The sequence below is a fragment of the Glycomyces mayteni genome (genome assembly GCF_042428885.1).
GTDB classification, from domain to species: Bacteria; Actinomycetota; Actinomycetes; order Mycobacteriales; family Micromonosporaceae; genus Glycomyces; species Glycomyces mayteni.
In genome coordinates this window covers 77,512-91,199 of the sequence record NZ_JBHMBP010000006.1, presented here as the reverse complement: position 1 = coordinate 91,199, position 13,688 = coordinate 77,512, and the positions used below count along the sequence as shown (strand labels likewise).

Sequence of the window (13,688 nt, the reverse complement as noted above, 5' to 3'; positions counted from 1 at the left end):
GCCGCCGGTCCGGCCCGAGACTCAGTACCACAGCCACCGAGAAGGGAACACCCCGATGTTCAAGCTCATCAACACCGTCACGCTCATCGCCGGCCTCGCCTGCACCGCCATGTTCGTCTACACCGGCCTCACCGGCGACGGCCCCGTCCCGTGGGCCAACGGCTGGATGGCCGGCCCGATCATCCTCCTCACCGTCCTCCCCGTCACCGGCATGATCGGCCGCCTCGCCGACGGCCCCCTGCGCGAGCTCAGGGGCCACGTCGCCAAGGGCTTCGAGAACACCCCGATCGCCATCGGCACCGTCGTCTCCGTCTCCCGCACCGGCCTCACCGTCAACGACCAGCCGCAGCTGGAGATCCTCTTCGACGTCGACACCGCCGACGGCCAGTCGTTCCGCGCCGTCTCCCGCAGCCTCGTCGACCTCACCGAGCTCGCCGCGGTCGTCCCCGGCGCGGTGCTCCCCGTCCGCTACCGGCCCGGCAGCACCGACGGCCGCGTCGTCATCGCCGTGGACGCCCCCCAGGCCGAGATGCAGGCCGCGTTCGACCGCGTCCGCGTCGCCAAGGGCCTCGTCACCCCCCGCCAGCTCCACATCGCCGAACAGGGCCTCGACGGCCGCGCCGTCGTCCTCGCGCTCGCCCCCACCGGCGAGATCCAGGGCGACCGGGCCGTCATGGACCTCGACCTGCGCATCACCCGCTTCGACGGCACCACCTTCGACCTGAAGCAGCGCAAGCCCGTCGACGGCAGCGCCGTCGCCCAGATCCAGCCCGGCATGGTCGTGCGCGTCAAGTACCTCCCGCACGACGAGTCCGAGGTCGTGATCCTCACCGCCCTCAACCCCTGAACCACCCGCACCGGGCCCTCCCCGCAGGAGGGTCCGGTACGGGCGGAAACGCCCGGAACCCGCAGTTCAGGACCGCCCGCGGGCCCGGACCTGTCACCCCCGCCGGGTATCCTCGCGGAGGTCCACCGGCCCCCCAGTCCCTGTCCTTGAGAGGCCCAACGGGCCCATCGCGGACCCCCCGTCCCTTAGCAGCCCCGAGTGAGTAGGACCCGTGAACGCTCCCGTTTGGCTCGCCGTCGACCTCGGCACCACCCACACCGTCGCCGTCATCGGCCGCGGCGGGGCCGAGCCCCGCTCCCTGCTCTTCGACGGCTCCCCGCTCCTCGCCTCCGGCGTGTTCCTCGACGCCGCGGGCGAACTCCACACCGGCCGCGACGCCCAGCGCCTCGCCGCCGCCGACCCCGGCCGGTTCGAGCCGCACCCCAAGCGCCGCATCGACGACGGCACCGTCCTCCTCGGCGACCGCGAGATCCCCGTCGAGGAACTCCTCGCCACCGGCCTGCGCCGCGTCGCCGACGAGGCCGCCGCCTCCGGCATGAAGCCCACCGACACCGTCCTCACCTGCCCCGCCGACTGGGGCCCCGTGCGCCGCGCCACACTCGAAGCCGCCGCGGCCCTCGCCGGGCTCGGCGAGGTGCGGCTCCTGCCCGAGCCCATCGCCGCCGCCACCTACTGCGCCGAGGTCCTCGGCCAGGAGATCCCGGTCGGCGGCACCGTCGCCATCTTCGACTTCGGCGGCGGCACCTTCGACGTCGCCGTCGTCCGCCGCGACGACCAGGGCCTGCGCACCCTCGCGTTCGGCGGCCTCGACGACCTCGGCGGCCTCGACGTCGACATGGCCCTCGCCGCGCACCTCGGCCGCGTCATCGCCGGACGCGACCCCGAACTGTGGCAACGCCTCAGCGAACCGGAGACCACCGCCGACCTCCGCGACCGCCTCGCGTTCTGGGGCGAGGTGCGCGCCGCCAAGGAGATGCTCTCGCGCACCTCCACCGCGCCCGTCGCCCTCCCCGGCCACAACCCCATGGGCCTGCACCTCACCCGCGACGAGCTCACCAGCCTCGCCGACCCCCTCGTCGCCCGCGCCGTGGACGAGACCCGCCGCACCGTCGAACGCGCCGGGGTCGCGCCCGCGCAGCTCACCGCCGTGCTCCTCGTCGGCGGCTCCAGCCGCATGCCGCTGGTCGCCACCCGCCTCCACTCCCGGCTCGGCGTCGCCCCGTCCGTCCCCGAGCAGCCCGAACTGCCCGTCGCGTTCGGCGCCTTCAAGCACGCGCTGGCCGAACCGACCTCGCCCGCCCCGAGCCCGCCCGTGACGCCGGTCGGCTACGCGCCCTACCCGGTCGGCAGCCCGCCGCAGTACTCGCCGCAGGGCGGCCTCCCGCCCCACGGCCCGGGGTTCGCGCCCTCGCAGCCGCCGCCGTCCCAGACGCCGCCCGCCGGGTCCCCCCAGGCGGCCCCGAGCGGGCCCTCCCAGCCGCCCCCCACCGGGCAGTTCCAGACGCCGCACCACATCCCGTTCCGGCCGAACGTCCACACCGGACCGCTGCCGACCGGCCTGAAGCCGTCCAAGAGGTGGGTCGCCATGTCGGTGGCCTCCTCGGTCCTCACCGTCATCGTCGTCCTCATCGTGATCGCCGCGAACAACAGCAACCTCGGCGGCGTGTTCGAGGACTTCTCCGGCGGCGACCTCCTCGACGGGATCGGCGACCTCGGCGGCGACGGCGCCACCGACGGCACCGGCCTCGACCTGGTCTACGAGCACACGCTCGCCGGCACGGGCGCCGCCTCGGTGGCCGCCGCCGACGGCGTCGCCGTCATCGCCGAGGTCAACGGCGGCATGACGAAGGTCGACGCGTTCGACGCCGCAGGAACTTCACTGTGGACGAACGAGTACGAGCTGGAGCCGACCGAGCTGCACCTGTTCACCGTCGGGGGCGTCCTCGTCATCGACGCGGTCGCCTCCGCCACCGACGAGGGCCAGAACATGCGCGCCGCCGTCTCGCTCGACAGCGGCGAGTTCCTGTGGAAGCGGCCGTGGACCGACCGCAACGACGTCGCGTTCTACGGCACCGACGCGATCGTGGAGCAGCGCACCGGCTTCGACGACAACGCCGTCGTCCGCATCGACCTCACCACCGGCGAGGAGGTGTGGAAGAAGCAGGGCCCGGAAGACCTGTTCATCATCGACGAGTACCGCATCCGCGCCGAGACCGTCTGGGACGACGGCGAGGAGCACCCCGGCACGGTCCCGCCGAACTCCTACTCCCTCTACGACAACCTCGCCGCCACCGACCGGCTCGTGGACCTCGCCCCCTACGAGGGCACCGCGACCGTGCGCAGCGCCGCCGACGGCGGCTCCCTCGCCAGCGGCGACCTGCCGCTGGACTCCGAGATGTGGACCGTGTTCGACGGCCTCGCGATCGGGCAGCTCTCCGACGAGGCCTCGCCGGGCCGCGCCGCCCTCGCCGGGTACTCCCTCGACGACCTCGGCCAGGCGTGGCAGCACGACTTCGACGCGGGCTACGGCATCACCGCCGTCAAGTCCTGCGGCGAGCACCTCGTCTGCGCCGCAGTGGAGAACAGCACCGCCGAGCAGTACCAGACCGTCGCGGTGAGCACCGAGACCGGCGACCTCGTGTGGGAGCTCAACTCGATCGACTGGGCCGTGGACGAGAGCTGGTACTCCACGCCCGCCGCGGTCCTCCACGGCGACCAGGTCTTCGACACCCTCGACGACGTGCGCACCGTCGACTTCGCCGGGCAGATCCTCCAAGGCGGGGAAGGGGAGGAGCCGTACATGTCGGTCCTCGCCGTCAGGGACGGCCTCGCCGTGGTCGACCAGGTCAGCTCCGGCATGAGCACCACGTGGCAGGTGTTCGTCCTCGACCCGGCCACCGGCGACCGCACCCCCGTGCAGGACACCGGGGCCGACCTGCCCGAGCACGTCTCGGTCGCGGGCGGCCTCGTGGCCGTCCACACCGGGGACGGGCGGGCCCAGATCCTCGCGGCCTCCGGGCTCGGCTAGGGCTCCGGCGCCACCAGGACCTTCGCGGCCGTCGACTGGAGCTCCTCCAGGCGCGGCGCGGGGATGCCGGGGTCGACCACGACCAGGTCGAACCCGGCGACCGGCGCGAGCCGGTACAGCCCGCGGCGCTCGAACTTGGTGTGGTCCACCAGGAGCACGCGGCGGTCGCACGCGTCCATGAGCGCCCGCTTCACCGCCACCGTCTCGGGCGACTGGTGGTAGCACGAGCCGCGCGTGATCGCCGTCGTGGACGCGAACAGCAGGTCCGCGTGCAGGCTCGACACCGAGTCCACAGTGCGCAGTCCGAGAAATGCGTCGTACGCCGGGTAGTACGTGCCGCCCAGGGAGATCAGCTCGATCCCCGGGCTCCCGGCGAGCGTCTGGATCACCGGCCCGAAGTACGTGATCACCGTCAGCGGCGCGCGCTCGGGGAGCAGCTCGGCGAGCGCGAGCGCCGTCGTGGACTCGTCGAGCAGCACCGACTGCCCCGGCTTGACCAGGCGCAGCGCCGCCCTCGCGATGGCCTCCTTGGCTTCGGCCATGGCGCCCATGCGGTGGCGCACGTCCCCGTGGAACGCCGTCGAGGGCTGCGCGGTCGCGCCGCCGCGCACCTTCCGCAGCCAGCCCTCCCGCTGGAGGTAGTCGAGGTCGCGGCGGATCGTCATGGTCGTGACGCCGAGGTCGGCGGCGAGCTGCTCGATGCGCACGAACCCCTCGTCCACCACGCGGGCCCTGATCAGTTCGCGGCGGGCGCGCGGGGCGCGGCCCCCTTCGCCTGCGGGATCGGGTTCGGGCGCCATCGTGGACCTCTGTTCGTTCCGTGTGAAGTGAACAACCCCCGGCGGCGCTGCGGGCCCCGGGCCCGGGGCTCCTGAGCGGCGTCTCCCTCGGTTCGGTGCAACGAGAGGCGATCGCCGCGGTGTGCGTCCCCGGACCTTCTTAACACAATTCCGCGGTCGCTTACAACACCGAGGCTGTTCGTTTCGCGCGCGGTAGTGACATCCGGGCCGGTGCGGGTCTACGGTCGCAGTCACGACACAACCCCTCCCGTCAGGGAACCGACAAAGGAGTCGTCGATGAGCAGACTTGCAGCCGGTGCGCTCACCGGTGTGCTGGCCCTGGCCGCCCTCGCGGCCTGCGCCGAGGAGCCCGGTGCCGAAGGCGGCGGGGACGGCGCCGGCACGGTCGCCTTCCTCATGCCCGACCTGGCCTCGACCCGCTACGAGCAGCACGACGCGCCCCTCTTCGAGGAGCGCATGGCAGAGCTGTGCGCCGACTGCGAGGTGATCTACCAGAACTCCGACTCGGACGCGGCCCTCCAGCAGCAGCAGGCCAACTCGGCCATCGCGCAGGGCGCGTCGGTCCTGGTGATCGACCCGGTCGACTCGACCGCCGCGGCCACGATCGTGCAGACCGCGCAGTCCCAGGGCGTCAAGGTCGTCGCCTACGACCGGCCCATCCCCGACAAGCCCGCGGACTTCTACATCTCCTTCGACAACGAGGCGATCGGCGAGGCCATCGGCCAGTCCCTCGTGGACCACCTCGACGAGGAAGGCGCGCAAGGGGGCCTGCTCCAGGTCAACGGCTCGCCGACCGACGCCGCGGCCGGACTCATCAAGCAGGGCATCCACAACGCGGTCGACGACTCGGGCTACGAGCTCCTCGCCGAGTACGACACCCCCGACTGGTCGCCCGAGGACGCGCAGCAGTGGGTCAGCGGCCAGATCGCCCAATTCGACGGGCAGATCGCCGGAGTCGTGGCGGCGAACGACGGCACCGGCGGCGGCGCGATCGCCGCGTTCAAGGCCGCCGACGCCGCCGTCCCGCCGATCACCGGGAACGACGCCGAACTGGCCGCGATCCAGCGGATCGTCGCGGGGGACCAGTACAACACCATCTCCAAGCCGATCCGCATCGTCGCCGAGGCCGCCGCCGACGCCGCGTACGCGCTCATGCAGGGCGAGGAGCCCGAGGCCACGCACGACCTGTTCGACACCCCGTCGCAGCTGTTCGAGCCGACCGTGGTCACGCAGGAGAACCTCGCCGAGGTGATCTTCGGCCCCGACGGCGTGCTCGTCGTCGAGGACGTCTGCACGCCCGAGTACGCCGACGCCTGCGCCGCGCTCGGCATCGCGTAACCCCTTCGCACGTAAGGAAAAGACCAGACCATGACGAAGACAGGAGCGGCGACGGTGCTGTCGCTGCGCGGGATCTCCAAGAGCTTCGGCGCGGTCGCCGCCCTCGCCGACGTCGACCTCGACGTCGGCGAGGGGGAGGTCGTCGCGATCGTCGGCGACAACGGCGCCGGGAAGTCCACGCTCGTGAAGGTGCTCGCGGGCGTCCACCCGCCCGACTCGGGCGTCATCGAGTTCGAGGGCCGCGAAGTGCGGCTCGAATCGCCCACGCAGGTCCACGCCCTCGGGATCGCCACCGTGTTCCAGGACCTCGCGCTGTGCGAGAACCTCGACGTGAAGGCGAACCTGTTCCTGGGCAGGGAGATCCGGCCGTTCCTCCTCGACGACGTCGCCATGGAGAAGCGCTCCTGGGAGCTGCTGCGCCAGCTCTCGGCGAAGATCCCGACGCTGAGCGTCCCCGTCGCGGCCCTCTCGGGCGGCCAGCGCCAGACCGTCGCCATCGCCCGGTCGCTCCTGGGCGACCCGAAGGTGATCCTCCTCGACGAGCCGACCGCCGCGCTCGGCGTCGCCCAGACCGCCGAGGTCCTCAACCTCGTAGAGCGCCTGCGGGACAAGGGGCTCGGCGTGGTCATGATCTCCCACAACATGGAGGACGTGCGCGCCGTCGCCGACCGGGTGGCCGTGCTCCGCCTGGGCCGCAACAACGGCGTCTTCGACGCCCGCACCGTCTCCACCGAGGACATCATCGCGGCGATCACGGGCGCCGCCGACAACGCCGTGTCGCGGCGGGCCTCCCGCGCCGCCGACTCCGAGCCCCGCACCGCTGAAGGAAGCGAAGCCCGATGAGCCCCGAGACCCCGACCCTCGACCTCCAGGACGAGCGCCTGGTCGCCCCGCAGACCTTCGCCGACTCCGTGCGCGCCGCCGTGCGCCGCGTGCGGGACGGCGACCTGGGGATGCTCCCGGTGGCCGCCGGGATCGTCGTCATCTGGACGGTGTTCCAGCTCCTCAACCGCACGTTCCTGTCGAGCACGAACCTGGTGAACCTCTCGTTCGACATCGTGCCCGTCGGGTTCCTCGCTCTCGGGATCGTGTGCGTGCTCCTCGTCGGCCAGATCGACCTGTCGGTCGGCTCGGTCAGCGGCGTCGCCGCGGCCGTCACCGCCCTCGTCATGGTCCGGTACGAGCAGCCGATCTGGCTCGCGATCCTCGCCGCGATCGCCACCGGGTGCCTCATCGGGTACGTGTACGCGCAGGGCTTCAACCGGTTCGCCGTGCCCTCCTTCGTGATGACGCTCGCCGGGCTCCTCGCGTTCCTCGGCGTGCAGCTGTGGCTGCTGCGCGGCCAGAACGCCGTCAACCTGCCGTACGACTCCGACCTGGTGCAGTTCGCGCAGCTGTGGTTCGTGCCCGAGTGGATGTCGTACCTCTTCGCCGTCCTCGCGGCGGCGGGGTTCCTCGGCACGGGCCTCGCGGGGGCGCGCACGCGCAAGGCCGCCGGGCTGTCGGCGCCCTCGCTGCGGCTGCTGGTGCTCCGCGCGGCCCTGGTGCTCGCCGCGCTCGGGTTCACCGCGTTCTACCTCAACCGGACCCGCGGCGTCGCCTGGATGTTCGTGCTGTTCCTCGTCGTGGTCCTCGCCATGCACTACGTGCTCTCCCGCACGAAGTTCGGTCGCTCGATCTACGCGGTCGGCGGCAACCCCGAGGCCGCGCGCCGCGCGGGCATCAACGTCAAGTCCGTGTACGCGTGGACGTTCGTCATGTGCTCGACCCTCGCGGCCGTCGGCGGCGTGCTCGCCGCCGCCCGCCTCGCGGCCGCCACCCAGTCCACCGGCACCGGCGACGTCAACCTGAACGCCATCGCCGCGGCCGTCATCGGCGGCACCAGCCTCTTCGGCGGGCGCGGCTCGGCGTTCTCGGCGCTCCTGGGCATCCTGGTGATCCAGTCGATCTCCAGCGGCCTGACGCTCCTCAACCTCGACTCGTCGTACCGGTTCATGATCACCGGCGCGGTCCTCGTCCTCGCCGTCGCGCTCGACTCGTTCGCCCGCCGCTCGCGCCAGGCCCACGGGAGAGGATGAGGCCATGACCTCCATCTCGATCGACGCGGGCACCACCGCGATCAAGGCCGTGGCCCACGCCGACGACGGCACGGAGCTGTTCGTCGCCCGGGGCGCGGTCGGCGTGCGGCGACCCCGCACCGGCTGGGCCGAGCAGGACATGGCCGAGGTCTGGCGCGCGACCGCCGCGGCCGTCCGCGAAGCGGCCCAGCACCTCCCGGGCCCGCCCGACATGATCGCCCTGACCGCCCAGGGCGACGGCTGCTGGCTCGTCGACGCCGAAGGCGAGCCGACCGGACCGGCCGTCCTGTGGTCCGACGGGCGCGCGGCGTCCCTCGTGGACCGGTGGCGCGACGCGGGCGTCCTCGACGAGGCGTTCCGCGCCAACGGATCGCTCACGTTCCCGGGCCTGCCGAACGCCGTCCTCGCCTGGCTCGCCGAGCGCGACCCCGACCGCCTCGACCGGTCCCACGCCGCACTCACCTGCGGCGGATGGGTGTTCCACAACCTGACGGGACTGTTCGCGGCCGACGAGTCGGATGCGTCCGCGCCGTTCCTCGACCCCGCGACCCGCGACTACTCGCCGCGGCTCGTCGAGCTGTTCGGCCTCTCCCGGGCCGCCCGCCTCCTTCCGCAGGTCCTCGGCGACGGCGATCGCGCCGCCCCGCTGCGCCCCGAGGCCGCCGCGGCGCTCGGACTCCCGGCCGGAGTACCGGTCGTCATGGCGCCCTACGACGTCGCGTCCACCGCGATCGGCGCCGGAGCCGCCGCCGCGGGCACCGGGTGCGCGATCCTCGGGACCACCCTGTGCACCGAGATCGTACGCGCGGAGACCGACACGACCGGTGAACCCGCAGGTCTCACCGTCGCCCTCGACTCCACCGGCCAGTGGCTCCGCGTCTACCCGACCCTCGCCGGGACCGAGGTCATCGACTGGGCCACATCGATGCTCGGCCTCCCCTCGCCCGAAGCGCTCGGGGACCTCGCCGCCGCCGCGCCCCCCGGGGCCGGGGGCCTGGTGTTCCTCCCGTACCTGTCCCCGGCGGGCGAGCGGGCCCCGTTCCTCGACACCGCCGCCCGCGGCACCTTCTGGGGCCTCACCCTCGAACACGGCCGCGAGCACCTCGCCCGCGCCGTCTTCGAGGGCCTGAGCCTCACCATCAAGGACTGCCTCGCCGCCTCCGGCGCGGCCGTGGGCGAACTGCGCGTCTGCGGCGGCGGCGCGGGCAGCGACCTGTGGTGCCGCATGATCGCCGACGCCACCGGCGTCCCCGTCGTGCGCACCGCCGACACCGAGATCGGCGCGAAGGGCGCGTTCCTCTCCGGCCTCGTCGCCACCGGCGCCGAACCCGACCTCGCCACGGCCGCAGCGAAGTACGTGCGCCCCGGCGACCGGTTCGCGCCCGAGGACGCGGCCGTCTACGAGCGGCTGTACCAGCAGTTCCTGGCCCTGCGCGACATCGCCCGCGCGGGCTGGCGGGACCAGGCGGGCCGCCGTGGCTGACCGCATCTGGATCGGCGCCGACCTCGGCACGCAGAGCGTCCGCGTCCTCGCCGCCGACGACGCCGGACGCGTCCTCGGCCGCGGCGCCGCCCCGCTCGCCGGCACCCGCGACGGCGCTAGCCACGAGCAGGACCCCGAGCAGTGGTGGACCGCGTTCTGCGCCGCCGCCCGCGCCGCCACCGGGGCCCTCGACGCGACCCGCATCGCCGGGATCGCCGTGGACGGCACCTCCGGGACCGTGCTCCTCGCCGACGACGCGGGCCGCCCGACCACCCCCGGCCTCATGTACGACGACGCCCGCGCCGAAGCGGATGCCAAGCGCGTCAACGAGACCGGTGCCGAAGTCTGGGACCGGCTCGGCTACCGGCGCATGCAGCCGGGCTGGGCGCTCCCCAAGATCCTCCGGCTGGTCGAGCGGTCCACGGGCGGAACCCGCCTGCTCCACCAGCCGGACCTCGTCACCTGGCGGCTCGCGGGCAGGCAGCTCGCCGCCGACGCCAGCCACGCGCTCAAGACCGGGTACGACCTCGTCGCGGAGCGCTGGCCCGCCGACGTCCTCGACGCGCTCGGCATCCCCCTGTCGCTCATGCCGGACGTGGTGCGGCCCGGCACCGTCATCGGCGACGTCGGCCCCGACGGCGCGGCGGCCACCGGCATCCCCGCCGGGACGCCGATCGTCGCGGGCATGACCGACGGCTGCGCGGCACAGCTCGCGGGCGGCGCGCTCGCCGCCGGCTCCTGGAACGCGGTCCTCGGCACCACACTCGTCCTCAAAGGAGTGTCCGAGCACCTGGTGCGCGACCCCGGCGGCGTCGTCTACTGCCACCGCGGCCCCGGCGGCACGTGGCTGCCCGGCGGCGCGTCCTCCAGCGGCGCGGGGGCCCTCGCGCGGCTCCTCCCGGGCGCCGACCTCGACGCGCTCACCGCCGTCGCCGCGCGGCGCGGCCCCGGGCCCGTCGTCTACCCGCTCGCCGGGACGAGCGGCGAGCGGTTCCCGTTCGCCGCAGCCGACCTCGAACCGTTCACGCTCGGGCGGACCCGCGACGACGCCGACGTCCTCAGCGGCGTCCTCACCGGCCTCGCCTGCGTCGAGCGCCTCTGCTTCGACTACCTCGACCACATCGGCGCGCCGACCGGCGGCGACCTCGCCTTCACCGGCGGCGGCAGCGCCAACCGCCACTGGTCCCAGCTGCGCGCCGACCTCCTCGGCCGCCCCGCGCGCCTGCCCGAGCACGCCGAGTCCGCGGCCGGGATGGCCGTCCTCGCCGCCACCTCCACCGGGCGTTCCCTGGCCGAGGTGTCGGCGTGGATGACCGCCACCGGCGACACCGTCGAGCCGGACGCGTCCCGGCACCGCGCGCTCACCGACCTGTACCTGCGCTTCACCGACCATCTCCATGAGCGGGGCCGGATCGACCGGTCCTTCAACGCCCATGTCCACCGGAGGGCCGAACACTGACCGACATCGTGATGGTGCGCCACGGCGAGACCGTCTGGCACGCCGAGAACCGGTACACCGGGGCCACCGACGTCCCGCTCACCGACCGCGGCCGCGACCAGGCCCGCAGCCTCGGCGCGTGGGCCGCGGGCGCTGGACTCGCCGCCGTCTGGTCCTCGGACCTGACGCGCGCCGTCGAGACCCTCGCGCCCGCCGCCGCCTCGACCGCCCTGCGGCCCTCCAGCGACGGCCGCCTCCGGGAGGTCGCGTTCGGCGACGGCGAGGGCCTCACCGGCGCGGAGATGCGCGAGCGGTTCCCGGACCGGTACGCCGCCTTCGAGAAGGACCCCGTCGGCGACCATCTGCCCGGCGGCGAGGACCCCGTCGCCGCCGTCGCGCGCGCGAGCGCCTGCCTCGACGAGATCGCCGCCGCCCACGAGGGCGGGCGCGTGCTCGTCGTGTGGCACTCGACGCTCATGCGGCTCGTGCTGTGCGACTGGCTCGGCATCCCGCTCTCGGAGTACCGTCGCCGCCTCCCCATGGTGCGCAACGTGGGGCTCACGGAGGTGCGGGTCGCCGCGGGGCGGCGCTCGCTGCTCCAGTTCAACACCCCCGTCTGGACCGATGAGGAGGACCACCGATGACCCGAGTGCTCGCCGCGGGCGACGCCTTCGTCCTGCCCGGCCTGCTCGCCGCCGCGCTCCGCGAGCGCGTCGCGGGTCTGGAGATCGCCGAGCTCGCCCTGGACTGGCCGGACACGCCGTTCGGGCCCGTCGCCGAGGTCGTGGAGGCCTCGGGCACCGAGGACGCGATCATCGAGGCGCTGCAAGGCGTCCGGGTGTGCGTCACGCAGATGGCGCCGATCACCGCGCGGGTCCTGGAGTCCTGCCCGGACCTCGAATTCGTCGCGGTGGGCCGCGGCGGGCCGGTGAACGTCAACCTCGACGCGGCCACGAAGCACGGCGTCGCCGTCTCCAGCGCGCCGGGCCGGAACGCGACGGCGACCGCGGAGCACACGATCGCGCTCATGCTCGCGGCCATGCGCCGCATCCCGCAGGTCCACGGCGACCTCGCGGCGGGCACCTGGCGCGGCGACTACTACCGGTACGACTCGGTGGGCCTGGAGCTGGAGGGCCGCACGGTCGGCCTGATCGGCTACGGCGCCATCGGGAACCGGGTGGCGCGCATCGCGAACGGCTTCGGCGCGCGCGTCGTCGTCCACGACCCGTACGTCGACCCGGCGCTCCTCGCCGGAGTCGCGGAGCCGCTCGGCCTGCCCGAGCTCCTGGCGCAGGCCGACGTCCTGTCCCTCCACGCCCGGCTCACCCCGGACACGCGCGGCATGGTCGGCGCGGCCCAGATCGCCGCGCTCAAGCCCGGCTCGGTCCTCGTCAACTGCGCCCGCGGCGCGCTCGTCGACTACGACGCGGTCTGCGACGCCCTCGACTCCGGCCACCTCTTCGCCGCCGCCTTCGACGTCTACCCGGTCGAACCGATCCCCGCGGCCTCGCGCCTCCTGCGCACCGACGGGATCGTCATGACCCCGCACCTCGCGGGCGCCAGCCGCGAGACCGCCCACAACGCCGCCGCGATCACCGCCGCCGAGACCGCCCGCTTCCTCGCGGGCGAACCCCTCCTGCACTGCCGGAACCCGGAGGTCTTCGGCTGACGGCGCGGAATGTCAGTCTTCCGAGGCGGTAGTTTCTTGGTCGCTCAATGCTTGAGCAAGCAGGAGCCTGATCCAGCGCTGGAGATCCTCACGGGTTCCCATGTGGCCGCAGCTGACACAGCAGACTTGGTCGAGCCCCGGCCAGCGAGCGAGGGTCACGTGATCGCATTCGGGACAAGGGACGGCCTGGACTAGTTCAGCCATCGGCCATCCGCCCCCGTTGAGGGTAGACAATCTTCCTGCGAGAATGCGAATCGCAGCTACATGCGCTACCACGAGTTCCGGAAGGTGTTCGACGGCGCTATCAACCCGATGCCATAGCCATCGGCACAACTCGGCGGTTCGCCGAACCGGTCGGCGCTCGCGGATTCCTCTTGCGGATCGGTCTGCGTACCACGTGACCATGATCCGCTCCAGCACAACTACGGCCGGGATCGCTCCGGCTTGATCGCCGAAAGGATCGAAGACCTCCCCCATATGAAGGGGTCCCGGGGACATTTGATCGAGGATGTCGATTCGCACTCCAATGGGAATGTCCTTGGTCCCGCTCACCCACTCCCTGCCTGAGGCTGAGTGAGGCGTAGCGTCGAGCGACACGAACTCTTCCGCGATTGTGGCCAGGTTGTTGCGGACTCGCCGCCGACATGGTTCGCAGGCGTAAGGATGTTCAAATATCGACGGCGATTGACGGCCGTTGAGGCCGTCGCGCCAGTAGATGGGACACAAGATGCAATTGCGATTACTGCAGGTATCCACGTTGCTCTCTCGGGGTCGGTGACAAGCCGTTTCGACTTGCCGGTGGAGGTCGTCAGTTGCTTGATGCGAATGACATTGCCGCGCCGGATTCCAGGAGGGATTCTTCTGCAACATCTGCCAAGCCGGACGGACTGCGTGTGTGAGTCGGTCAGAAACCTGATTCGAGCACCAGCATGCGACCGTCGTACTGTTGACCGGATCGTTCCGGTCCCGGCCGGGATCGTGCCTGTCGCCGAAGCCGCCACGGCGGC

At 72.8% G+C, this 13,688-nt stretch carries 10 protein-coding genes; 9 read left to right on the top strand and 1 reads right to left on the bottom strand.

Annotation, left to right across the window (positions count from 1 at the left end; genetic code table 11):
- Positions 1 to 55: 55 nt before the first annotated feature.
- Entirely contained in the window at positions 56 to 847 is a 792-nt protein-coding gene (locus tag ACFFXY_RS24740; RefSeq protein ID WP_382356894.1) for a hypothetical protein, read from the top strand.
- Positions 848 to 1,058: 211 nt separating this feature from the next.
- The gene (locus ACFFXY_RS24735; protein ID WP_382356892.1) at positions 1,059 to 3,875 is read left to right on the top strand and encodes an Hsp70 family protein; all 2,817 of its coding nucleotides are present in this window, start codon (positions 1,059 to 1,061) and stop codon (positions 3,873 to 3,875) included.
- On the opposite strand, the gene ACFFXY_RS24730 is transcribed toward ACFFXY_RS24735, so the two are convergent.
- Entirely contained in the window at positions 3,872 to 4,675 is an 804-nt protein-coding gene (locus tag ACFFXY_RS24730; protein WP_382356890.1) for a DeoR/GlpR family DNA-binding transcription regulator, read from the bottom strand. The genes ACFFXY_RS24735 and ACFFXY_RS24730 overlap by 4 nt on opposite strands.
- A gap of 276 nt (positions 4,676 to 4,951) precedes the next feature.
- On the opposite strand from ACFFXY_RS24730, the gene ACFFXY_RS24725 reads away from it, so the two are divergent.
- The 7 genes from ACFFXY_RS24725 to ACFFXY_RS24695 are packed head-to-tail and all read left to right on the top strand — an operon-like array spanning position 4,952 to position 12,681.
- The gene (locus ACFFXY_RS24725) at positions 4,952 to 6,013 is read left to right on the top strand and encodes a substrate-binding domain-containing protein (RefSeq protein ID WP_382356888.1); all 1,062 of its coding nucleotides are present in this window, start codon (positions 4,952 to 4,954) and stop codon (positions 6,011 to 6,013) included.
- Between the two features lie 30 nt (positions 6,014 to 6,043).
- Positions 6,044 to 6,856, top strand: coding sequence for an ATP-binding cassette domain-containing protein (locus ACFFXY_RS24720; RefSeq protein ID WP_382356886.1), 813 nt, complete (start codon positions 6,044 to 6,046; stop codon positions 6,854 to 6,856).
- Complete coding sequence (locus ACFFXY_RS24715) at positions 6,853 to 8,091, top strand: sugar ABC transporter permease (RefSeq protein ID WP_382356884.1); 1,239 nt, start codon at positions 6,853 to 6,855, stop codon at positions 8,089 to 8,091. Before ACFFXY_RS24720 ends, ACFFXY_RS24715 begins: the two co-directional genes overlap by 4 nt.
- Positions 8,092 to 8,095: 4 nt before the next feature.
- A complete protein-coding gene (locus ACFFXY_RS24710) occupies positions 8,096 to 9,574 on the top strand; it encodes an FGGY family carbohydrate kinase (RefSeq protein ID WP_382356882.1) in 1,479 nt (492 codons plus the stop codon).
- Positions 9,567 to 11,033 (top strand): FGGY-family carbohydrate kinase, encoded by a 1,467-nt coding sequence (locus ACFFXY_RS24705; RefSeq protein WP_382356880.1) that lies wholly within the window; start codon positions 9,567 to 9,569, stop codon positions 11,031 to 11,033. Before ACFFXY_RS24710 ends, ACFFXY_RS24705 begins: the two co-directional genes overlap by 8 nt.
- A gap of 11 nt (positions 11,034 to 11,044) precedes the next feature.
- Positions 11,045 to 11,656, top strand: coding sequence for a histidine phosphatase family protein (locus ACFFXY_RS24700; RefSeq protein WP_382356878.1), 612 nt, complete (start codon positions 11,045 to 11,047; stop codon positions 11,654 to 11,656).
- Positions 11,653 to 12,681, top strand: coding sequence for a 2-hydroxyacid dehydrogenase (locus tag ACFFXY_RS24695; RefSeq protein WP_382356876.1), 1,029 nt, complete (start codon positions 11,653 to 11,655; stop codon positions 12,679 to 12,681). Before ACFFXY_RS24700 ends, ACFFXY_RS24695 begins: the two co-directional genes overlap by 4 nt.
- Positions 12,682 to 13,688: the final 1,007 nt, after the last annotated feature.